Below are 21,714 nucleotides of genomic sequence, written 5' to 3'. Positions count from 1 at the left end.
GCTGATCGTGCGCTCGCCGGTGCTCCACCGTCGCGCGGGACGGCAGTGACGCGTCCCGCGACGACCGGAGCCGGGACGTGCGTCCCTTCAGCCGTGGTGGGACGCGCGGGGTGCTCGCTGGACCTGCCTGCACGAACAAACCCACGGCCCCTGGAGCTGTCTTGCCCGGACGACCGCCTCCCCGCACCCTCCGTGGTGCCCGGCCCCGGCACCGAGCCCCGGCACCCACCCGTCGCCCGCCCTGCGGTGACGCGTCGAGACGGCGCGTCCGCCCAGCGTCCCGCCGCGTGCGCCGCTCGGCGGGCTGACCACCCGTCCGCCGACCGCGGCGTCACGAGCGCCCGCAGCCGCCGGGGCGGACGTCGACGTCTACCCCGCACCGCCGTCTCCCCGACGGCGACCACACCCCCATGCGGGAGCGCGTCCGCGCTCCCGCGCATCCCCGCGCGCCCGGCGACCGGGCGCGCTCGCGGTGCTGCCCGGTCCCTGGACCCCGCCGCACCTCCCGCCCCGGGCCCACGCCCCGCGTGACGAGAGAAGGCCACCCCCGTGGAAGCAGCAATCGGCATCATCTTGATCCTGTCATTCGCCGGCATGGTCTGGTACTGCGTCAAGGGCTACAACCTGATGGTCGGGTTCTTCGTCATGGCGACGCTGTGGACGACGCTCACCCTCGTCGGCCACGCCGTGTCGCCCAACGAGCAGATCCAGAACCTCGCGGACCCCACGACGCTGGGGGTCCTCACGCACGTGTTCGCGACCGGCCCGGCGAACTTCGCCGCGTCGATCCTGGTCAACGTGTTCTTCGGCGCGTTCTTCGGGCGCGTGCTGGTCGAGACCGGGATCGCGGCGACGCTGATCCGCAAGGTCGTCGAGCTCGGCGGTGACCGACCGCGGCTCACCATGTCCCTGATCTGCGTCGTCACCGCCGTGATCTTCATGGTGATGACCGGCATCGGGCCCGTGATCTCGATCGCGGTGATCGTGCTGCCGATCTTCCTGTCCCTCGGCATCTCGGCACCCGTCGCGCTGTTCGCGTTCCTGGGCTCGATCATGGCCGGGATCGTCGCGAACATGGTCAACTTCACGCAGTACCAGGGCATCTACGCCGCCGCCGACCCGGCGGTGATGGACTACCACTTCAGCGACTACTTCCCCATCGCCCTGACCGGGATGGTCATCGCGCTCGTGGTCGTGATCGGGCTCGCCAACGTCCTCATGGGCCGGTCGCGGACCTACGCGATGTCCGCGAGCGCCCCGGCCGCCAGCGCGACGACGGTCGACGCCCCGTGGTACTCGTGGCTCGCGATCGTGCTGCCGATCCTCGGGGTGCTGCTGCTGGAGCTGCCGATCATCCTCGGGTTCATCCTGTCCGCGGTGTACGCGCTGCTGACCACGGGGCGCCTGCGGGGCGGGTACGCGGCGGTGTGCCGCCTGTTCGCGAAGCTGTTCTCGGACGGCGCCGTCGACGTGGCCCCGATGGTCGGGTTCCTGCTCATGCTCGCCATGTTCAACAACGCCGCGGGCTTCGCGGCGCCGTACTTCACGTCGCTGATCGGCGGGGTGATCCCGACGACGCCGCTGGCGATCGCGATCGTCTTCGCGGTCCTCGTCCCGCTCGGGTTCTTCCGCGGCCCGACCAACCTCGTCGGGTCCGGCGCGGCGATCCTCCCGGTGGTCCTGGTCGCGATCCAGGCCGCGAACGGCTCGCTGCCGGGGGTGGCGTTCATGTTCCCGATGTTCGCGATCCTCACGATCGTCCCGCAGCACCTCGACATCACGCAGTCGTGGGTCGCGTGGGGCCTGGGCTACAGCAAGGTCCCCGCCCGCGACTTCATGAAGAAGGCGATCCCGACCGGCTACGTCGTCGGTGCGGTCCTCGTCGCCGTCGTCTACGTCTGGCAGCGCTCGGCGTTCTAGCACCCGCACCCGCGGGGCCCGGCCCCGCCCGCAACGAGAGGAGCGCGACGTGGCACGGTCCGTCCGCATGGGCATCGACGTCGGCGGTACCCACACCAAGGCCGTCGCGATCGACAACGCGACGCAGGAGATCATCGGCAAGTCCTCGGTCAAGACCACGCACCACCACCCCTCCGGCGTCGCCGCGGGCGTGGTCCTGTCCTTCCGGAACTGCCTGCGCGAGAACGCCATCGACCCGCGCGACGTCGTGTTCGTCGCGCACTCCACGACCCAGGCGACCAACGCCCTCATCGAGGGCGACGTCGCGCGGGTCGGCGTCGTCGGGATCGCCAAGGGCGGGCTCGAGGGGTGGCTGGCCCGGCGGCAGACGCGGCTGTCCGACATCGACCTGTCGAACGACAAGTACATCCGGATCGTCAGCGACTTCCTCCCGCGCAAGCAGCTCACGCCGGAGAACCTCGACCAGGTCGTCGACCGGCTCACCGCCGCCGGGGCCCAGGTGCTGGTCGCCTCGATGGCGTTCGGGGTCGACGACGGGGAGCCGGAGGCGATGGTGCACGGCGCGGCCACCGACCGGGGCATCCCCACGACGATGGCCTCCGACATCACCAAGCTGTACGGCCTGACCCGGCGCACCCGCACGGCGGCGATCAACGCGTCGATCCTGCCGAAGATGCTCGACACGGCGACGTCCACCGAGACCGCCGTCCGCGAGGCCGGGGTGACCGTCCCGCTGATGATCATGCGCGGCGACGGCGGGGTCATGGAGATCGCCGAGATGAAGAAGCGGCCGGTCCTCACGATGCTGTCGGGCCCGGCCGCGTCCGTGATGGGCTCCCTGATGTACCTGCGGGCGTCGAACGGCGTCTACTTCGAGGTCGGCGGCACGACGACGAACATCGGCGTCATCCGCAACGGGCGCCCGACGATCGACTACTCCGTCGTCGGGGGCCACCCCACGTACATCTCGTCCCTCGACGTCCAGGTCGTCGGGTGCGCCGGGGGGTCGATGATCCGCGCGGACCGCTCCGGCGTGGTGGACGTCGGGCCGCGCTCGGCGCACATCGCCGAGCTCGAGTACGCGGTCTACACCGACCGCGTCCGGATCCGGAACCCCCGGGTCGTGTTCTTCTCGCCGCGCGAGGGCGACCCCGCCGACTACGTGAAGATCGTCTGCGACGACGGGGTCGAGGTCGCGATCACCAACTCGTGCGCCGCCAACGTCCTCGGGCTGGTCTCGCCCGACGACTTCTCCTACGGCGACGCCGAGGCCGCCCGCGCGGCCATGGCCCCGCTCGCGGACCACTGCGGCCTCACCGTCGAGGAGGTCGCGACGCAGATCATGGAGCGCGCCTACGCCAAGATCAACCCGATCATCTCGGGGCTGGCGGAGAAGTACCGGCTGGAGGAGGACCAGATCTCCCTGGTCGGCGTCGGCGGCGGCGCGGCCTCGCTGATCCCCTGGTTCTCCGCCACCCGCGGCGTCTCCTACTCCATCCCGCAGAACTCCGAGGTGATCTCCTCCATCGGCGTCGCCCTCGCCATGGTGCGGGACGTCGTGGAGCGGATCATCCCCTCCCCGTCGAAGGAGGAGATCCAGGCGATCAAGAACGAGGCGCTGAACAAGGCGGTCGGCTCCGGCGCGACCCCCGAGTCCGTGGAGATCCACGTCGAGATCGACCCGCAGACCTCCAAGGTCACGGCCATCGCCACCGGCTCGACCGAGGTCAAGGCCACCGACCTCACCAAGCAGGTGACGGACACCGAGGCGCTCGAGCTCGCCGCCGCGGACATGCGCCTCGACGTCGCCGACGTCGGACTGCTCGCCCGGTCCCGGTACTTCCGCGTCTACGGCGACGCCCGGACCCCGGACTCCCCCGGTCCGGTGCGCATCGTCGACGAGCGGGGGTTCATCAAGGTCCAGCGTGGCCGCGCCGAGGTCGCGACGACGACCGCGGGCGACTACCTCGCGGCGGTCGAGGCGCTGTGGGAGAGCATGGCCGTGTACCGGTCCGAGGTGATCATCCGGCCCGAGCTCTACGCCTGCCTCGGTGCCCGCGTCGCCGACTTCGCCGCCGAGGACCTCGCCCAGCTCACCCTGCTCGTCGACCTGGAGATGTCGACCCTCGAGCCGGACGACGAGGTGATCCTCGTTGCCGGCAACGTGCAGCAGACGTGAGCTGCACGAGGTCGTCGCCCTGCTGCGGGAGGTGACCGAGCGGGACCTCGGGCTGCTCGCGCTGCGGCGCGACCCCCGCCACGACCGGATCCCGCCCGCCCGGCGCGACGACCTGGTCGACGCCGCGCTGCGCTGCGGGGCCGAGGCGGCGGACACCGTCGCGGCCCCGTTCCACGCGGACGACGTCCTCCGACGGCACGGCATCACGCTCGTCGAGGAGCCGACCGCGGACGTCCCCGGCCTCGTCGTGCTCGCCACCTACACCGCCACCCGGCGCGGCGGTGTCGTGCGCCTGTCGACCACGGTCCTCGACCGCCTGGGCGACGTCGAGGACGTCCTGGGCCTCCCCCGCCTCGCGATCCGGGACGCGGTCGTGGCCCACGAGGTGTTCCACCACGTCGAGACGCACACCCCGGGCATCGTCACGCAGCGGGCGCACGTCACGACCGGGCCCCGGCTGCGCCGACGACGCCCCGTGCGCGCCCTGAGCGAGATCGCCGCGCACGCGTTCGCCCGGCGGGTGGTCGGCGTGCCGTACTCCCCTCGGGTGCTGGAGGTGGTGGCGGCCTACGTCACGGACGCCGACCTCGGTCGCGCACTCGTGGCCGAGGTCGCGGACCTGCGTCGACCGGTCGGACCGCGCCCACCAGCCCCGTGATCCCGACGGCGGCGTGCCCCGGCGCGCGCACGGAGCCGCGACGCTCCGCGGTGACCGGCAGAGCCGGAGGCGGACCGTCCGATCGCCACCCCGCAGGTCCGCCCTGCTCCTCGGACGCTCCTCGTCGGTGCTCAGCGCGCCCGGACACCTCGCGGCTGTCGTCCCCGGCTGGGGCGCCGGCAGGGCGTCGTCATCGCGGGGGTGGCGCGGTGGCGCGGGTCCCGCTACCGGTCGCGGATGCCGCCGGTGGGCGGTCGACGACCTCGACACGTGGGGCGATCCGCAGGTGCAGGGCGCGTCCCGCGCGGACCTCGGCGATGGTGGCGGGAGCCGTCAAGGCCTCCCCCTCCCGGTTCGTGAACAGCGCGCGGTACTGCCGCCCCTCGTGCTCGGCGGTGATCGGTCCGATCACGAGCGTCGGGTCGTCGGCGCCCTCGACCTCGTGCCAGGTCCGGCCGGCGTCGTCGGAGGCGAGCCACCGCACCACCGGGGTGGGCAGGCCGTCGGCTGCTGCGCTGAGGGTGACGTGCTCGCCGAGCAGCGCCAGAGGCACGTCCTGGGGGTCGCGCAGGACCAGCGGCGCCCGGGGTTCGAGCACCGTCAACCGTGCCGCCCGGGACTCGACCGTCTGCTGCCCGCCGAGGTACGTGACGGTCAGCCGGACGAGCATCCCGTCGTCGGTGAGCTGAGCGGGGTCGACGGTGAGTCGCGCCCGGCAGGTGGTCGGGCACCATCGGGCGTCCTCCTGCTGCTCCCAGGTGACGCCGCCGTCGGTGGAGACCTGCCACTGCCGCTGCTGGCTGGTCAGACCGTCCGTGCGGTACTGGGAGGTGAACTCGGCCGCGTCACCGGCGAGGACCGTCACGTCCTCGGGCTGCTCGAGGATCACCGGGACGGTCTCCACCACCAGGGTCGCCTCGTCCGACCAGACCTCCCCGGCGGGGCTGCTCGCTCGGGCTCGGTACCGGGTGCCCTGGACGTCGGATGTCGCCGCGGGCACGGTCAGGGTGGTGCTCGACGCACCGGTGATCGCCCGCCACGCCGTCTCGCCCTCGCCCGCTGCGGGTCGGACGAACCACTGCACGTCCGGCTCGGGCACCCCCGACACCGCGAGCGTGAAGGTCGCGTCCTGGCCGACCAGGACGTGGGCGTCCCGTGGCTGCTCGGTGACCTGGGGTCGGGACAGGTCGCGGACGACGACCCGCGTCTCCGGGCCCTCGACGACCTCCGACCGGAGCCAGTGCGCGACCACCCGGTACCGGTGTCCGGTCATCTCGGGCGTGAGTGCCTCGATCCGGTGGGTGGCACGGCACTCCTCCCCGGCGTCGCAGCCGGTGACGGCGCCGACCGGCTCCCAGGTCGCCCCGCCGTCGACCGACCGCTCCCAGGTCGCCGACTGCCGGGGGTCGCTCAGCCGCACGTCGGCCTCGACCTGGGCAGCGGCTCCCGCCAGCCCGTCGAGGACGTCGTCGCCGACCCGGGTCACCTCCGGTCGGTCCTGGACGACCAGCAGCGCGGACAACGAGCTCGCGAAGGCGGCGCCGTTCCGGAACTCGGCCCGGTAGCGCGTGTCGCTGTCCGCCGGGGTGAGGTCGGTCAGGCGCAAGGTGGTGCTTCCTGCCCCGCCGGGTACGGCGTCCCACGCCTGCCCGGAGCGCTGCCTGCTCCACGACACGCCGGCCCAGTTCACGGCGTCGGCGGCGAACACGGCCTCCCCACCGGTCTCGACCCAGACGTCCACCGGGTCCGCGGTCACCCGCAGCGCGGTCGGCTCCTCGAGCTCGAGCGTCGCGGCAGCGGAGTGCACCACCGCCTGACCGGCGAGGTAGGTGACCGCGACACGGAACTGGTGCCCCTCCGTGTCCGGCGTCCCGGGGACCTGGTGCGTGACGGTGCACCGGCTCTCCGGCTCCGTGCACGCCCCGGCGGTGGCGACGTCCTGCCACGTGGTCCCGGAGTCGGTCGAGCGCTGCCAGGTCACCACCTGGCCGGCGGACCCGTCGGTGCGGACCACGGCGGAGAACTCCGCGGTCCGGACCGGCGTGGTCGTGGACCACGGGACCCGCTGCGTCTGCGGGTGCTCGACGACCTCGGGGCGGGACTCGACCGTGAGCACGGCGACGCCGGACGTCGTGACCACGGAGGGCAGCGCCAGGGGGTGGTCCGCGGTCGGGACCCGGTCGGCCTGGTACCGCACACGCAGACCGTCGTGGGCGGGGGTCGCGACCAGGGCGGTGCTCGCCGTGTCCTGCCAGGTGCGTCCCCCGTCCCACGACAGCTGCGCGCGCTGCTCGACCCGGGCCGAGTCGTCCGACGTGCCGGGCGGGGCGACCGCTGCCGCGGGGAACGAGACGGCTGCGCCGACCTCGACCCGCTGCGACGCGGGCCCCGGGGCGAAGACCGGGGCCGCCGCCCGCACGCGCAGCTCGAACGGGTCCGAGAAGGAGGTGACGCCGGACTGCGAGGTGAACACCACCCGGTGCTCACCGGACTCCGGGATGGCGAACCCGCAGGTGTCGAACACGACCTCGTTGGTGTCGCCGGAGTAGTAGGTGAAGGAGGCCTGGTCGTCCCGGACGCGTTGCCATGAGCCGTTGCTCTGACGCTGCTGGAGGTGCAACGTCCCGGTCCCCCAGTGGAGCGTCACGAACCGGCCCTCCACCCGGACGCAGCCGCCGCGCTCGGCGATCGCACCGCGCAGCTCCCCCGTGCCGGGCGCCTCACCGGTGAGGTACGCCCGGAACGTGAGGTCGCGGAAGATCCCCCCACCGGTCGTGGCGGCTGCCGGCGCCGTCGGGACCAGGGCCGCGAGCACACCCAGCACCACGACGACCCCCGCTCTCCACCGAGGGCGCGGAGAGCCGTGGCTCGCGGTCTGATCCCGGCGGGGGCGAAGCGACGAGGTCCACATGGTGCGACGAGGATGCCTTCCCCGCACCACCACCTACGTGCATCGCAGGTCACCTACGGAGCTCCACGCCGCGTACGACGGGACGGGGGACCCACCAGCGCCCCACGGTTCGTCAGCAGCGGCCCTGGCGCGCTCGCCGGCGCTCACGGTCGTCGCCGCCCGGCGAGGTGGCATGCTGACCCCATGACCCTCTGGATGACCGGCGACGAGGACGCCGACCGCCTGCTCGACACCGACCCGTTCGCCCTGCTGACGGGAATGCTCCTCGAGCACAGCATCCGTTAGCCAGGAGGAGGCCGCCGTGCGAAGAACCCGAGCGCGGGACCGCTCTCAGCCCTGTTGATCAGGCGCGACGGCCAACTATGGTGTGCGCGTGGCGATCACGGACCCGCACCTCCTGCGGACACTGCAACTTCCGTCCAGGTACGAGCCGCTGGTGCGCCTCGTGGGTCCGGAGGTGCTCAACCTCTTGGTTCCCCCAGCCCCCACGACCCTCGAAGTACTCGAGGAGGCGGGCGAGGCGGTCCGATCGCTCGGCGAAGGTCTCTTCCTGCCCATCTTCGCCAACCCTGGAACTGGGAAAACCACCCTCGCCGAGAACCTGACGGTCTTCATGCCTGACATGTACTCGAAGACGGTCACGTACAACGGCGCGCTCGTCTCGCGAGACATGGAGGAAGCGCTCAGCCTGTTCATCCGCGACGAGCTTCAACAGAACGACATGCGCGTGATCCCGATGAACGTGGATCATCGTGAGGATCGACCTCCGTCGCGAGAAGAGATGAGTGAGGTCAAGCGCTTCTTGCGCGCTGGCCTCGGCCAGCGAGTCCTGCTCACGTGGCCCGGCACGATGAGGGATACGGCGGAGAAGATGGCGGCGGACTACCGCAACATCTCTGGCGTGGTGCCACTCAAGTTGCCTATCGACGTCGAGGGCCCCGCGCCGGACCGCTGGACCCCACTGGCCGCACAGACTCTCCAGCTTGCCAACCAGGTGGACTCACTTGAGGATATCGTCGACCTCGACCAGTATTCGCCGGAGGCATTCCCGTCGCTCGGCGACTATCTGAAGCAGATCGCTATCGACTTCAACCGGCAGAAGCTGGCGCTCCAGCGCGCAACCAAGAAGCCTCTCGAACTCAGCATCCTGGTGGTGAGCGAAACATCCGGGCACGGCGTCCTCTCCACGCTCACATCGAGCCGTCGCTTTGGAATGCTGGACCCGAGTGCACTCCTCCAGGCGAGCGGAGAAAGCGCAATCGGGAAGTGGTGGGCCGAGCACCGCGGCCTTCTCGTGCAGACGATTGTCACCCTCGACGCTCATGTCTTCTCAGTGTCACCACCACTGTCACTGGCGACCTTCCGCCGCTACGGACCGGCCGACGTAATTCAATCGCTCGACGACCTGGGCTTCGGTACGCGCACCCCCGGCGAAGTGTCGACCTACCTGGGAAGAAGCGACTTGGGTCGCCACTTGGCAAAGGAACAGCGCGCCGTCGGGGAAACCCGCGGAAATCCTGCCGAGGATGCTCGGATGATCTTCGAGACCTTCGTTGATCACGGCGGGGGCTTCCAGGGTGGCCGGGATAAGAAGTTGAACATCGCGTTTCGCGACGCACTGGTGTACCACCTGACCACGAAGGGCATTAGCGACTTCAGCGTCCGGGCCGAGGAATCCCTCGAGTTTCTTCCTAGCCTCATCCCGGATGTCTCGATCGAGACGCACGAGTCTGCACATTGCCTGGAGTTCACCTATCGCAAGGGCGACTTCGTCACTTCGGAGAATCGCGGCACGATCGCCCGATACTGCCTTGAAAAGTTGCGCAACTACGCTCGCCAGCTTGGCTGGATTTCCGCAGGCGCCTAGCAGGTACATGACAAGGACCGCTAACAGTCCTTCATGCGCAAGCGCCGCGCGGGTCTCGTGCTTCCGCACCGACCGGCGCGGCGGAGCACGCTCAGCTGTGCTGCTCGCTCGATGGACACATCCCGCTGCTGCGCCGCTTGGTCCAGTGGGAACATGAGTCCATGACACTGTGGCTGACCGGCAACCCTGAAGCGGACCACCTCCTCGACACGGACGCGTTCGCCCTGCTCACGGGCATGATTCTCGACCAGAGGGTCCATTAGCCACGGCGTATCGCCGCAGCTCAGCGCTTCATCACATCTCGCCAGAGCGTCGGAGCCGCTCGTCGAGGCGCTCCGTGTGAGCGTCGAGTCGCTTTGCTCGACTGACGCACCCGCAATCAGCCGCTAGAACCAGGCGCGATGGCACAATCCGTGCCATGAGCGAGACGGCATGGCGCCCCTTGGGGGTAGACACCGATGAAGACGTCGCAGGCTACGACGCTCTCCACGACGGGGTGCCTGCATGGATGGTTCACCCCTACTGGTCTTGGGTGCTCGAGGCACTCACCACCTACAGGACCTACAGGGACGGCAGCGGCCGTATAGCAAGCCTCGACGAGAAGGTCGTCGAACCGATGTGTCAGATCCTGCGGATCCCGATGCCGACCCTGCGCATGCCGGACGTCAACCACACGACGGCGCAAGCGCACCTCAAGACAGCGATGAGCTCGCTGCAGAAGCACCCGAGACCTCTGCAGATTGCCGACTACCTCCTTGCGCATGGCCGCAACGTCAAGCCCGGGGAGTTCGAAGCTCTCCTGACGCGGAGCAAGTCTGCGTGGTCGGTTGGGACACGTGCGGGCAAGCCTGGCCTAGTTCGACGAGTGCCCGAAGGCGTGCAGAAGGCCAGCGACGCGGTGATCGCCCGTTCGGGGCGCGCCGGCGTCCGCCTTGCGCGCGCCTGGGAGGAGCTGTACGGCATCGATTCGAATCCCAGCGAGGCGTATCGCCTCGCCATCCTGGCCGTCGAGGACGCCGCTGTACCAGTCGTGTCTCCCACCAACGAACGCGCGACGCTCGGCACGGTCCTGAGTCAGCTCGAGTCGCAGGGCAACTCGCGGCTGCCGATGGAGCGCGAACACGACAAGGCCGCTTCGGACCAGGTGCTGATCGGCATGGCGCGCATGCTTTGGCACGGTCAGCACGACAGACACGGTGGGCAGCCGTCCGCTCCAGGTGCTGTCTCCGTCGACGAAGCGCGGGTGGCGCTCGGGGTGGCTGTTGCCCTCGTGGACTGGTTCTCTGCCGGGCTCGTTCGGCGGTCATGACTACGAAGGTGACAGGTTCCGGTGCAACCATGCACCCATGACGGCATCGCTCTGGCTCACGGGAGACGCTGAGGTGGATGGACTCCTCGAGCGTGATTTCTTCGCACTCCTGACTGGCATGTTGTTGGACCAGCAGGTGACGATGGAGTCCGCGTTCGCGGGCCCCGCGAAGATCGAGCAGCGCATGGGCGGCTTCGACGTCCGACGCATCGCCGACGCGGACCCCGACGAGTTCACCGCGCTGTGCGCGACGCCCCCGGCCGTCCACCGGTTCCCGGGGTCGATGGCGGGCCGGGTGCAGGCGGTGGCCCGTGCGGTCGTCGACGAGTACGACGGCGACGTCACCCGGATCTGGTCGGACGGCGACCCGGACGGCGCCACCGTCCTGAAGCGCCTGAAGGCGCTGCCGGGGTTCGGCGACCAGAAGGCGCGGATCTTCCTGGCGCTGCTCGCCAAGCAGCGCGGTGTCGCACCCGCCGGTTGGCAGGACGCGGCGGGCGCGTACGGCGACGACGTGCCGCGCTCGATCGCGGACGTCCGCGACCCCGACTCGCTGCGTCGGGTCCGCGAGACGAAGCAGGCCGCGAAGGCCGCCGCCCGCGCGGCGAAGGGCTAGGCGCTCAACCCGTCCGGCACCGGCAGCCCGACGAGCCGCAGCAGCCGGACGACGGTGTCCTCCACGAACGTGTCGTCCGGCTCCTCGCCGATGACCGCGATCAACCGCCGGACCTCGCTGGGCCGCACGTCGTCGGCGCCGAGCGCCTCCGCCCACGCGACGAAGCCCTCGGTCTCGGCCTCGATGTCGACGGGCTCGCTCTCGGACGGGTCGTCGTAGAGGTCGCGCGGCTGGAAGCCGAGGTAGAACCGTCCGGCTCCCTCGGGCGCGGGCCGGTAGTCGACCGCCGCGATGTCGCCGTCGTGGATCTCGATCGTCAGGCTCGGGGTCGCGGCGAGGTCGCCGCCCCACGCGCCGCCGCCGTACTGGAACGTCGTGCTCAACCCGGGTCTCCTCGGTTCGGTCCGCGTGCCCGGCGCACGGCCGGGCGAGGCGATGCTAGCCCCGCACCGGCGTCGGACCGGGGAGGCGCCGTGCGGGTGATCCTGCGCGCCCCGGGTCGCCGGGGCGGGCGGTGGGCTGGCACCATCGCGCCATGATCGTGGTCACCAGCGACGAGATCCCCGGCTACCGCATCCAGGCGGTGCTCGGCGAGGTCATGGGCCTGACGGTGCGCTCGACGAACATCGGGGCGAACTTCACGGCGGGTTTCCGGGCGATCGGCGGCGGCGAGATCCCCGAGTACACCCGGATCATGTACGAGTCCCGGCACGAGGTGATGCGCCGCATGACCGAGGAGGCCGTGCAGCGCGGGGCGAACGCGATCGTCGCGATGCGGTTCGACACCGACTCGATCGGGCAGTTCAGCGAGGTGTGCGCGTACGGGACGGCGGTGATCGCGGAGCCGATCGCGGCGGGCGAGCCGGGTGCGACGGGCCAGTCGGCGCAGATGGCGGCGCAGCAGGGCTGATCGCCCCGCCGCACGCCGTCGCCTCACGCCCCCGCGTCCGCCGCGTCCTTCCACCCGCGCGCGTACGCCTCCGCGGTGCCCTCGGCGAACATGTCGTCCGGCCCGGTCCGCACGAGCACCCGCGCGCCCGCCCCGTCCTCGGGCGTGACGGCGTGCCCCATCCCCCGCACCACGGCGACGGGCAGCCCCGTGGCCTTGCCCTTGACGAGCTCGGCGGCCGCCGCGATCTCGTCGGCGAGCGCCGCCATGCTGACCTGCAGGGGCCGCCCGTGGGTGTCGGTGGTGCCGCGCAGGTCGTCGAGGACGCGGACCCCGGCGGCGCCGATGGCGATGTCGGTCTGCCCCTGCCGCCAGGGTCGCCCGGCGGTGTCGGAGACGAGCACCCCGACCCGGACCCCGAACCGCGCGGTGAGCGCGGCGCGCAGGGCCCGAGCGGTGGCGTCGGGGTCCTCGGGGAGCAGCAGGACGGTGCCCTCGTCGGTGTTGGACGCGTCGACGCCGGCGGCGGCCATGACGAGGCCGAGGCGGTTCTCCACGATGCGGGTGACGCCGCCGGGGTGCTCCCGGGTGGCGACGACCCGCACGGTCTCGGCGGTGATGGCCGCCTCGCGGTCGGCGGCGTGCACGACGCGCCCCTCGGCCTTGGACACGACCTTGCTGGTGACGACGAGGACGTCCCCGTCCGCGAGCACGGTCGCGGGCCGGGCGAGCGCGTCGGCGGCGAGGGCGTCGCCGAGCAGCGCCGCGAGGTCGTCGCCGGGGCGCACCTCGCCGATCCCGGGGACGCCCCAGGCGGTGAGCAGGTCCGCGGCGGCGGACGTCGGCACCGGGTCGGTCACGGTCAGCGCACCAGCTTGGGCAGGACGTCGCGACCGAAGACGTCGATCCACTCGCGCTGGTTGCGGCCGACGTTGTGCAGGTAGATGCGGTCGAAGCCGAGGTCGACGTACTTCTGGATCTCGGCGCGGTGCACGTCCGGGTCGGCCGAGATGACCATGCGGCCCTCGAAGTCCTCGGGGCGGACGAGCTTGGCCATCTGCGCGAAGTCGAACGGCGAGCGGATGTCGCCCTTGGGGAACTTCATGCCGCCGTTGGGCCACTCGACCATGGCGTTCTCCATGGCCTGCTCGTCGGTGTCCGCCCAGGACAGGTGCAGCTGCAGGACCTTGGGCAGGTCCTCGGGGTTGCGGCCGGACTCCCGCACGCCCTCGTCGAACTTGCCGAACAGGCCGCTGATCTTCTCGAGCGGGGCGCCGACGGTGATGAGCCCGTCGGTGTGCTTGCCGGCGCGCTTGGCGGTGACGGGCCCGGCGGTGGCGACGAGGATCTCCGGGGCGACCTCGGGCATGGTCCACAGGCGGGTGGACTCGAGCTTGTAGAACTGGCCGGAGTGCTTGACGTCCTTGCCCGCGAGGGACCCGGCGAACAGCTTCTTGATGATCTCGATGGCCTCGAACATCCGGTTGATGCGCTCGGGCGCCTCGGGCCAGTAGCTGGCGGTGATGTGCTCGTTCAGCGCCTCGCCGGATCCCAGGCCGAGCCAGTGCCGTCCGGGGTACATGGCGGCGAGCGTCGCGGAGGCCTGCGCGACCATCGCGGGGTGCCAGCGGAACGTGGGGGCGGTCACGCCGGGGCCCATGTCGCCGGTGGTGCGCTCGCCGAGCGCGGACAGCACGTTCCACACGAACGCGGACTGCCCCTGCTGGGGGACCCACGGCTGGTAGTGGTCGGCCGCCATGGTGCCGAGGAAGCCCTTCGACTCGGCGTAGGCGGACAGCTCGACGGCTTCCGTCGGATGGAACTGCTCCAGCATCGCCGCGTACCCGACCTGCAGACCCTCGGCCACCACTGCCTGTGCCACTGCCGTTCTCCCTCGTGCCGCTGCGCCCGCCGTGTCCCGGTGGGCTCCGTCGAGCGTAACCAGCGCGTGTGTCCGGGTGATTCCCGGCAGGGGTCGCGGGGGTGTCAGGCGCCGCGCACCCAGGACACCAGGTGGCCCTGCTGGTGCAGGCGCTCGGCGACGGCGGCGCTCACCTCGGTGAACACGTCGTTCGACCGGGAGACGCCGATGGCCCCGCCCATGACCCCGGCGCCGGACTCGCGCTCGAACCGCGCGACGGGCGTGCCCTGGTGGTCGAAGAACCGCACGGCGTAGACGAGGCGCTGGCGGCGACGCCCGGCCCACGCGCCGACGAACGCGGTCAGCGTCGCGTTGCCGCGGGCGACCGCCCAGGAGCCGTCGGGAGACGTCGTGACCTCGAAGCCGTGCTCCTGGAACGCCGCGGACAGCGCCCGGCGGGTGTCGTCGGAGGGGCTGGTCAGGAAGTAGTCGGCGCTCGGCACGGCGCCGACGGTAGCGCAGCACGCCCTTGACCCGGGCGAGCGCCCGCTGCGAGGGTCGAGGACGAGTCACGCCGACGTGAGGAGCACCGTGCCGCGCGCGATCATCCTGGACTGCGACCCCGGCCACGACGACGCCATCGCCCTGCTGCTGGCGCACGGCAGCCCGGAGATCGAGCTGCTCGCGGTGACGACGGTGGCGGGCAACCAGTCCCTCGACCGGGTCACCCGCAACGCGCGCGCGGTCGCCCGGGTGGCGGGCCTCGTCGGCGTGCCCGTCGCCGCGGGCGCGGACCGGCCGCTGGTGCGCGAGCGGGTCGAGATGCACGCCGCGAGCGTGCACGGCGAGTCCGGGCTGGACGGCCCGGCGCTGCCCGAGCCGACGGAGCCCCTGGACCCCCGGCACGCCGTGGACCTCATCGTCGAGACGGTGATGTCCCGCCCGCCGGGGACGGTGACGCTGGTCCCGACGGGTCCGCTGACCAACATCGCCCTGGCGGTGCGCCGCGAGCCCCGGCTCGTGGAGCGGGTCCGCCAGGTGGTCCTCATGGGTGGCGCCGCGCGGACCGGCAACGCGACGCCGGTCGCGGAGTTCAACGTCCTCACGGACCCGGAGGCCGCGCGGGTGGTGCTGCGCGCCGGGTGGGACGTGGTGATGGTCGGCCTGGACCTGACGCACCAGGCGCTCGCCACCCCGGACGTCGTGCGCCGGATCGCGGACCTCGGCACGCCGCCCGCCCGGTTCGTGGTCGAGCTGCTGGACTTCTTCACCTCCGCGTACCGGGACGCCCTCGGGTTCGGCGCACCGCCGGTGCACGACGCCTGCGCGGTCGCCTACGTCGCGGACCCGACGGTCATGACCGTGCACCGGGCCCCGATCGACGTGGAGCTCGCCGGGGAGCTGACCACGGGTATGACCGTCACCGACCTGCGCGACCCGGCCCCGGGGGACTGCCCGACGGCGGTGGCGCTGGACCTGGACCGCGAGCGGTTCTGGGACGCCGTGCTGGACGCGCTCGCGCGCCTCGGCCCCGGCGGCGCCTGACCGCGCCGCGGTCAGCGCCCGCCGGTGCCGAGGATCGCGTCGGTGAGCGCCTGGATGGGTTCGGCGGGCGACTGCGGGTTGGCGACGAGGGTGATGTCGACGTCGCCCAGGTCCGGCAGCCGGAGCCCGGCCGCGGGCAGCGGGACCAGGTCGTCCGGCACGAGCGACTGCGGCAGCACGGCGATGCCGATGCCCGCGCGCAGGGCCGCGAGCACGCCGTTGACCTCCACGGTCTTGCAGGTGATCCGCCAGGGGCGCCCGGCCTCGGTGAGCGCGGCGACGGCGGCCTGCCGGGTCAGGGAGGTGCCCTGGTAGGTGATGAGCGGGACGGGCGCGTCCGGGTCGACGGGGGTGCCGGGCAGCGCGACCCACACGAGCCGGTCGCGGCGCACCAGGTGCCCCTCGGCCTGGCCGGTGGCCTCCTTGATGTAGACGAGGTCGAGGTGCCCGGCCCGCACGCGCCGGTGCAGGACGCCGCTCTGGGCGACGGTGAGCTCGAGGTTGATCCGGGGGTGCAGGCGCCGGAAGTCGCGCAGCACGCGCGGCAGCTGGGCGAGCGCGAGGTCGTCGGCGGCGCCGAACCGCAGCCGCCCGTGCATGGCGGAGCCGGTGAAGTACCGGGCGGCCTCGTCGTGCGCGGCGAGGATCGTGCGGGCGAACGTCGCCATCGCCTGGCCGTCGTCCGTCAGGGCGACGCCGCGGGTGTCGCGGTCGAGCAGGCGGCGACCGGCGGTGTCCTCGAGCTTGCGCATGTGCTGGCTCACCGTGGGCTGGGACAGCCCGAGCCGCGCCCCGGCGCGCGTGAAGTTCAACGTCTCGGAAACGGCGAGAAAAGTGCGCAGCTGCACGGGGTCAAACACGTGAGCCCTCCGGATCGGACATCTCGGTCAGCACCCGCTCACTGCCTGCACCTGAACGGGTGGGTGATCACGAATCATCATGGCACTGATAGCCGTCATGACGTCGAAAAATGAGAATCCGGGACGTACCGTGGAGGCACTGACTCGTCCCGGACCCGTTCCGCACCCACACCACTCGCACCACCTGACCTAGGAACACCTGTGCCCTCGGCTCGCCGCCCGTCCCTGTCCCCGACCCGCACCCGCCCCACGAGCACCCCCCGGACCAGCCGGACGGCGCACCGCCCGCGCCTCGCGCTGCACCGCCGCACCGCCCCCGTGGTCGACACCCCCGCCGACGCCGCGGCCGCCGCCTCGACGCCCCGCCCCCGCAACGCCACGCTCGCCGCGCTCGGCGTCCGGAACCTGCGCCTCTACGTCGCCTCCCAGGTGCTGACCAACACCTCCGGCTGGGCGGCCCGCGTCGCCCAGGACTGGCTGGTGCTCAGCCTCACCGGCTCCGCCGCGCTGGTCGGGCTCACCGTCACGCTGCAGTTCGTGCCGATGCTCGCGCTCGGCCTGGTCGGCGGCGTCGTCGCGGACCGGTACTCGCGCCGCCGCCTGCTCATGGTCACCCAGTCGGTGTTCGGGCTGTCGACCGTCGCGCTGGCGGTGCTCGCGCTGACCGGCCACATCCAGGCGTGGCACGTGCTGGTCGCAGCGTTCGTCGGCGGCCTCGCGACCGTCTTCGACAACCCGGCGCGCCAGGCGTTCGTGCACGAGATCGCCGGGCCGCAGCACCTGCGGCAGGCCATCAGCATCAACTCCGCGGTGTTCCAGCTCGGCGGGCTCGTCGGCCCGGCCGTCGCCGGGGCGCTCATCGTCGCGGTCGGCGAGGGCTGGACGTTCGCGCTCAACGGCGTCGCCTGCTTCGCCGCCGTCGGCCTGCTGGTCGCGATGCGCGTCGCCGAGCTCACCCCCGCGCCGGTCGTCGCCCGCGCCAAGGGCCAGCTCCGCGAGGGCCTGGCGTACGTGCGGCGCAGCCCGCGCATCCTGTGGTCGGTCGTGCTCGCCGGGTTCGTCGCGATCACCGGCGTCAACATGGCGACCGTCCTGGCGTCGTTCACCGACCAGGTGTTCGTCGCCGACGCCGGCGGGTACGCGCTGCTGACCTCGATGCTGGCCGTCGGCGCGCTCTCCGGCGCCCTGCTGTCCACCCGCCGCCGCAGCAGCCGCATCACCCACCTGGTGCTGCTCGCCGCGACCATCGGCGTCGTGCAGCTCGTCGCGGCGCTCGCGCCGACCCGCCCGGTGTTCATCGTGCTGCTCATCGCGATGGGCCTCGCCACGCTGCTCTACCTGACCGGCAGCAACACCCTCGTGCAGACCACCGTCGCCCCGCACCTGCGCGGCCGCGTCATGGCCCTGTACGTGCTGGTGCTGCTCGGCGCGCAGGGCGTGTCCGGGACGCTGATCGGCTGGGTGTGCGAGCACCTCGGGGCCCGCGCGGGCATGGTCGCGTGCGGCGTCGGCCCGCTGCTCGGCGCGCTGGTGGTCGGGCTCGCGCTCGCCCGCCGCAGCGACGCCGGGGTGCGCGGCACGGTCCGCCGGTTCACGGCGCGCGAGACGCTGCGCCCGGCGCACGAGGTCGCCCCCGCGGCCTGACGCCGAGGTCGGTACTCCGCGACGAGGTCGGTGCATCCGTTGCACCGACCTCGTCCCGTACCCCCGACCTCGCCGGGCGATGATGGGGTCGTGGTCGAGATTCTGGTGCGGCACGCGTCGGTGCCTTCCGACGCGGCGGCGCGACGGCGCGACCTCGCGGGGCTCACCCCCGACGAGCGGGCCCGCGTCGAGCGCGCCCCCGCTCCCGACCGTCCCGCCGTCGCCACGGTGCTGCTGCTCGCGCGCGTCGTCGTCGCCGAGGCGTGCGGCGTCGACGCCGCCGACGTCCGGATCGACCGCCGCTGCCCCCGCTGCGGCTCGACGGCCCACGGCGTCCCCCGGGTCGTCCTCCCGGGCGACGCCCCCGCCCCGCACCTGTCGCTGAGCCGCTCCCGCGACCTCGTCGTCGTCGCGGTCGCGGACGTCCCGGTGGGCGTCGACGTCGAGCCCGTGACCGCGACCCCGCCCGCCCCCGGGGTCGTCCTCGCCGACGGCGAGCCCCCGGTGCCCGGCCCGCACGGCCTGCTGCGGACGTGGGTGCACAAAGAGGCCCTGCTCAAGGCCACGGGCACCGGCCTGGCGGTCGACCCCCGGGACCTCCGCGCGACGCCACCACCCCTTGGCTGGCGCGTGCGCGACGTGCCGGTCCCGCCGACCCACCTGGCCGCGCTCGCGACCCCGGGCCCCGCCTGACGGTGGGCGGGGCCGTCAGCGCCGCCGCGCCGGGAGGTCCGGGAGCGGGGCGGAGTCGACCCACGCGTCGAGCAGCGGCTCCGGGGACAGCCCCGTCACGTCCGCCACGCAGCGCGCGAACGCGCCCGTGCTCACGGAGCCGTGCCGGTGCCGGGCCGTCCACGCGCGCAGCAGGTCGAAGAACGCGTCGTCGCCGACCTCGAGGCGCAACGCGTGCACGGTGAGCGCCCCGCGCTTGTACAGCCGGTCGTCGAACATCGCGTCCCGCCCCGGGTCCCCGATGACGAGGTCCTGCGGCAGCCCGCGCAGCCGGGTCCGCACGGCCCGGGCCTGGGCGTCGGCGGTGCGACCGCCGGCCTCCTCCTCCCACAGCCACTCGGCGTAGCACGCGAAGCCCTCGTGCAACCAGATGTCCTGCCAGGTCGCGGCCGTGAGGCTGTTGCCGAACCACTGGTGGGCGAGCTCGTGCGCGACCAGCCGCTCGGACCCGCGCCGGCCGTCCACGTGGTTCGCGCCGAACACCGACAGCCCGTGGGCCTCCAGCGGGATCTCCAGCGGGTCGTCGGTGACGACGACGTCGTACCGCGGGAACGGGTAGGGCCCGAACCGGTCGACGAACAGCGTCATCATCTGCGGCTGCCGCGCCAGGTCGTGCGCCCAGGCGGCGCGCAGCCGGGGCGGGGCGACCACGTCCTGCGGCACCGTGCCCCCGGTCGCGGCGACGAGCGGCGTGCGCTCGTACCGGCCGATCTGCACGGTCGCGAGGTACGGCGCGGTCGGCTCGGGCTGGTCGAACTCCCAGCGCACCCGGCTCGCGCGCGGCCGCGCGGACACGAGCACGCCGTTGGTGACGACCTCGTACCCGGCCTCGCAGGTCAGCACGAGGTGGAACGCCGCCTTGGCCCCCGGGCGGTCGTCGCACGGGAACCACGAGGGCGCGCCGTCGGGCTGCCCGGCGACGAGCACGCCGTCGGTCAGCTCCTCCCAGCCGACCTCGCCCCACGGGCCGCGGCGCGGCCCGGGCGCCCCCGCGTAGTGCACCTCCACGGTGAGGCGCTCCCCCGCGCGGACGGGGCGGGCGAGGGTGATGTCGAGGCGGCCCTGGCGCTGCGCGTACCGACCGGGTCGCTTCCCGTCGACGAGCACCCGGGAGACCCGCAGGCCCACCAGGTCGAGCGACACCCGGTCGGTGTCCGCCGCCGCGCGGGCGTGCACGCGGGCCACGCCGTCGAGCCGGTTGGTCGTGACCCGGTAGTCGAGCTCCAGGTCGTACCGGTCGACGTCGAGGCCGCTCGGCGCCCGGTCGGGCAGGTACGGGTCGACGCCCGCCGGGACCGACGCCGGGGCCGGGGCGCCCGACGTCACGAGCGCACCGGGGCGACGGGGTTGCCGGTCCAGCGGGTGCCCGCGGGGATGGACTCGCCGCGCAGCACGAGCGAGGCCGGGCCGACCGCCGCGGCCGCGCCGAGGGTGGCCGCGGGCAGGATCACGCCGTGCGGGCCGATGCTGGCGCCGGGGTCGAGGCGCACGCCGTCGATGCTCATCACCCGATCATGGAACAGGTGCGTCTGCAGCACACAACCGCGGTTGACGGTAGCCCCGTCCCCCAGCGTGACGAGGTCGGCCTCGGGCAGCCAGTACGTCTCGCACCAGACGCCTCGCCCGATGCGGGAGCCGAGGGCCCGCAGCCACAGGTTCAGCGCGGGCGAGCCGACCCCGCCGGGGCCGAGCCACGGCACCGCGACGACCTCGAGGAACGCGTCCGCGAGCTCGTTGCGCCAGATGAACCCGCTCCACAGCGGGTGCTCCCCCGCGCCGATGCGGCCGACCAGCGCCCACTTGGCGAGCACCGCGACCCCGCACGCGACGACGGCCGCGCCGATCACGACGAGCGGCGAGGCGAGCGCGGCGGCACCGAGCCCGGCGCGCGCGGCGACGGCCTGCAGCACCAGCAGCACGGCCACGCCGATGCCGAACGCCACGACCACCGCCGCGAGGCGGCACACCTCGACCAGGGCCCGCAGCACGCGCAGCCGGGTCGGCGGGTCGAAGGTGCGGGTGGTGTCGGAGTCGCCGGTGGTGCGGCGCAGCTTCTCCGGCGGCGACCCGAGCCACGAGGTGCCGGGCTTGGCGCGCTCCGGGGTGGCGGAGAGCACCGCGACCAGCCCGCGCTTCGGGACGGCGCGCCCGGGGGCGATCATCCCGGAGTTGCCGAGGAACGCGCGCTTGCCGACCTTGGCCCGCTCGACCCGCAGCCAGCCGCGGCCGAGCTCGTAGGAGCCGATGAGCGTGTCGTCCGCGAGGAACGACCCCGAGCCGACGGTCGTGAGCCGCGGCAGCATCAGCACGGTGGACGCCTCGACGTCCTTGCCGACCCGGGCGCCGAGCGCCCGCAGCCACAGCGGCGTCAGGGTGCTGGCGTACAGCGGGTAGAGCGTGGTGCGGGCGTCGTCCATCAGCCGCTGCGTCGCCCAGATCTGCCACCCGGTGCGGCTGCGGACGGCGTGGTACCCCTCCTCGACGCCGCGCCCGAGCAGCCGCACCCCCACCAGGGTCACGACCGCCAGCACCGCGAACGAGGTCAGCGCGCCCAGCGGCACGGCCCGGGCGGCGTCGTCCCACGCCGTCGTCCACGCGCCCGACCCGCGGATGCCCGCACCGACGACCAGCAGCCCGCACGCGGCGGCGACCACCGGCAGCGCCGCGAGCGCCGCGGCCGTCACCCCGTACACCGCCACCCACCGGCGCCCGCGCGGCGCCCG

The 21,714-nt window shown here is 72.8% G+C and carries 18 protein-coding genes; 10 read left to right on the top strand and 8 right to left on the bottom strand.

What is annotated here, in order from left to right:
- The first annotated feature begins 594 nt into the window (after positions 1-594).
- From EBM89_RS11015 to EBM89_RS11005, 3 genes are read left to right on the top strand one after another with little or no spacing between them, the layout of a single operon-like run.
- Positions 595-1,920 carry a citrate transporter gene (locus EBM89_RS11015; RefSeq protein ID WP_122149478.1) on the top strand — a complete coding sequence of 442 codons (1,326 nt, stop codon included), beginning with the start codon at positions 595-597 and terminating at the stop codon, positions 1,918-1,920.
- A gap of 49 nt (positions 1,921-1,969) precedes the next feature.
- Positions 1,970-4,099: a hydantoinase/oxoprolinase family protein gene (locus EBM89_RS11010; RefSeq protein WP_122149477.1), complete on the top strand. Its 2,130-nt coding sequence runs from the start codon at positions 1,970-1,972 to the stop codon at positions 4,097-4,099.
- Entirely contained in the window at positions 4,074-4,757 is a 684-nt protein-coding gene (locus EBM89_RS11005) for a hypothetical protein (protein ID WP_122149476.1), read from the top strand. Before EBM89_RS11010 ends, EBM89_RS11005 begins: the two co-directional genes overlap by 26 nt.
- Before the next feature lie 190 nt (positions 4,758-4,947).
- Here the strand turns inward: EBM89_RS11005 and EBM89_RS11000 are convergent, their stop codons facing one another.
- On the bottom strand, positions 4,948-7,581 hold the full coding sequence (locus EBM89_RS11000) for an immunoglobulin domain-containing protein (RefSeq protein WP_158609642.1): 2,634 nt from the start codon (positions 7,579-7,581) through the stop codon (positions 4,948-4,950).
- 460 nt (positions 7,582-8,041) lie between these two features.
- Here EBM89_RS11000 and EBM89_RS10990 point away from each other — a divergent pair, with 460 nt between their 5' ends.
- From EBM89_RS10990 to EBM89_RS10975, 3 genes are all read left to right on the top strand, one after another.
- On the top strand, positions 8,042-9,535 hold the full coding sequence (locus tag EBM89_RS10990; RefSeq protein WP_122149474.1) for a hypothetical protein: 1,494 nt from the start codon (positions 8,042-8,044) through the stop codon (positions 9,533-9,535).
- Between the two features lie 418 nt (positions 9,536-9,953).
- Positions 9,954-10,844 (top strand): hypothetical protein, encoded by an 891-nt coding sequence (locus tag EBM89_RS10980; RefSeq protein WP_147463528.1) that lies wholly within the window; start codon positions 9,954-9,956, stop codon positions 10,842-10,844.
- Between the two features lie 37 nt (positions 10,845-10,881).
- Positions 10,882-11,460: an HhH-GPD-type base excision DNA repair protein gene (locus tag EBM89_RS10975; protein ID WP_122149472.1), complete on the top strand. Its 579-nt coding sequence runs from the start codon at positions 10,882-10,884 to the stop codon at positions 11,458-11,460.
- Here the strand turns inward: EBM89_RS10975 and EBM89_RS10970 are convergent.
- Positions 11,457-11,843, bottom strand: coding sequence for a hypothetical protein (locus EBM89_RS10970; RefSeq protein WP_122149471.1), 387 nt, complete (start codon positions 11,841-11,843; stop codon positions 11,457-11,459). The two genes, EBM89_RS10975 and EBM89_RS10970, sit on opposite strands and share 4 nt — an antisense overlap.
- 152 nt (positions 11,844-11,995) lie before the next feature.
- Between EBM89_RS10970 and EBM89_RS10965 the strand changes: the two genes are divergently transcribed.
- Complete coding sequence (locus EBM89_RS10965) at positions 11,996-12,370, top strand: YbjQ family protein (protein WP_122149470.1); 375 nt, start codon at positions 11,996-11,998, stop codon at positions 12,368-12,370.
- 23 nt (positions 12,371-12,393) lie between these two features.
- On the opposite strand, the gene EBM89_RS10960 is transcribed toward EBM89_RS10965, so the two are convergent.
- The 3 genes from EBM89_RS10960 to EBM89_RS10950 form a co-directional block, all read right to left on the bottom strand.
- Positions 12,394-13,209: a coenzyme F420-0:L-glutamate ligase gene (locus tag EBM89_RS10960; RefSeq protein WP_233571678.1), complete on the bottom strand. Its 816-nt coding sequence runs from the start codon at positions 13,207-13,209 to the stop codon at positions 12,394-12,396.
- Positions 13,210-13,211: 2 nt separating this feature from the next.
- On the bottom strand, positions 13,212-14,183 hold the full coding sequence (locus EBM89_RS10955; protein ID WP_122149484.1) for a TIGR03557 family F420-dependent LLM class oxidoreductase: 972 nt from the start codon (positions 14,181-14,183) through the stop codon (positions 13,212-13,214).
- Between the two features lie 152 nt (positions 14,184-14,335).
- Complete coding sequence (locus EBM89_RS10950) at positions 14,336-14,713, bottom strand: hypothetical protein (RefSeq protein WP_122149469.1); 378 nt, start codon at positions 14,711-14,713, stop codon at positions 14,336-14,338.
- Positions 14,714-14,801: 88 nt separating this feature from the next.
- Between EBM89_RS10950 and uriH the strand changes: the two genes are divergently transcribed.
- On the top strand, positions 14,802-15,755 hold the full coding sequence (uriH, locus tag EBM89_RS10945) for a uridine-preferring nucleoside hydrolase UriH (protein WP_122149468.1): 954 nt from the start codon (positions 14,802-14,804) through the stop codon (positions 15,753-15,755).
- A gap of 11 nt (positions 15,756-15,766) precedes the next feature.
- Here the strand turns inward: uriH and EBM89_RS10940 are convergent, their stop codons facing one another.
- A complete protein-coding gene (locus tag EBM89_RS10940; protein ID WP_122149467.1) occupies positions 15,767-16,615 on the bottom strand; it encodes a LysR family transcriptional regulator in 849 nt (282 codons plus the stop codon).
- A 201-nt stretch (positions 16,616-16,816) separates the two neighbouring features.
- Between EBM89_RS10940 and EBM89_RS10935 the strand changes: the two genes are divergently transcribed.
- Both EBM89_RS10935 and EBM89_RS10930 read left to right on the top strand, forming a co-directional pair.
- Positions 16,817-18,259 carry an MFS transporter gene (locus tag EBM89_RS10935; protein ID WP_122149466.1) on the top strand — a complete coding sequence of 481 codons (1,443 nt, stop codon included), beginning with the start codon at positions 16,817-16,819 and terminating at the stop codon, positions 18,257-18,259.
- Between the two features lie 90 nt (positions 18,260-18,349).
- A complete protein-coding gene (locus EBM89_RS10930) occupies positions 18,350-18,952 on the top strand; it encodes a 4'-phosphopantetheinyl transferase family protein (RefSeq protein ID WP_122149465.1) in 603 nt (200 codons plus the stop codon).
- A 15-nt stretch (positions 18,953-18,967) separates the two neighbouring features.
- On the opposite strand, the gene EBM89_RS10925 is transcribed toward EBM89_RS10930, so the two are convergent.
- Positions 18,968-20,317, bottom strand: a complete 1,350-nt coding sequence (locus EBM89_RS10925) for a M1 family metallopeptidase (RefSeq protein WP_122149464.1) — start codon at positions 20,315-20,317, stop codon at positions 18,968-18,970.
- Positions 20,314-21,714, bottom strand: a 1,401-nt coding sequence (locus tag EBM89_RS10920; protein WP_369408647.1) for a Pls/PosA family non-ribosomal peptide synthetase, incomplete at its 5' end; no start/stop codon positions are given. The genes EBM89_RS10925 and EBM89_RS10920, both read right to left, overlap by 4 nt.

Origin of the sequence: Cellulomonas triticagri (assembly GCF_003696205.1) — a bacterium.
GTDB classification, from domain to species: domain Bacteria; phylum Actinomycetota; class Actinomycetes; order Actinomycetales; family Cellulomonadaceae; genus Cellulomonas; species Cellulomonas triticagri.
This window is presented reverse-complemented; position numbering and strand designations above follow the sequence as displayed.

Excerpts from the sequence above, each read along its gene's own strand:
- EBM89_RS11015 (WP_122149478.1), top strand. The coding sequence starts at position 595 with ATGGTCTGGTACTGCGTCAAGGGCTACAACCTGATGGTCGGGTTCTTC.
- EBM89_RS10980 (WP_147463528.1), top strand. The coding sequence starts at position 9,954 with ATGAGCGAGACGGCATGGCGCCCCTTGGGGGTAGACACCGATGAAGAC.
- EBM89_RS10975 (WP_122149472.1), top strand. The coding sequence starts at position 10,882 with ATGACGGCATCGCTCTGGCTCACGGGAGACGCTGAGGTGGATGGACTC.
- EBM89_RS10965 (WP_122149470.1), top strand. The coding sequence starts at position 11,996 with ATGATCGTGGTCACCAGCGACGAGATCCCCGGCTACCGCATCCAGGCG.
- EBM89_RS10955 (WP_122149484.1), bottom strand. The coding sequence starts at position 14,183 with ATGCTGGAGCAGTTCCATCCGACGGAAGCCGTCGAGCTGTCCGCCTAC.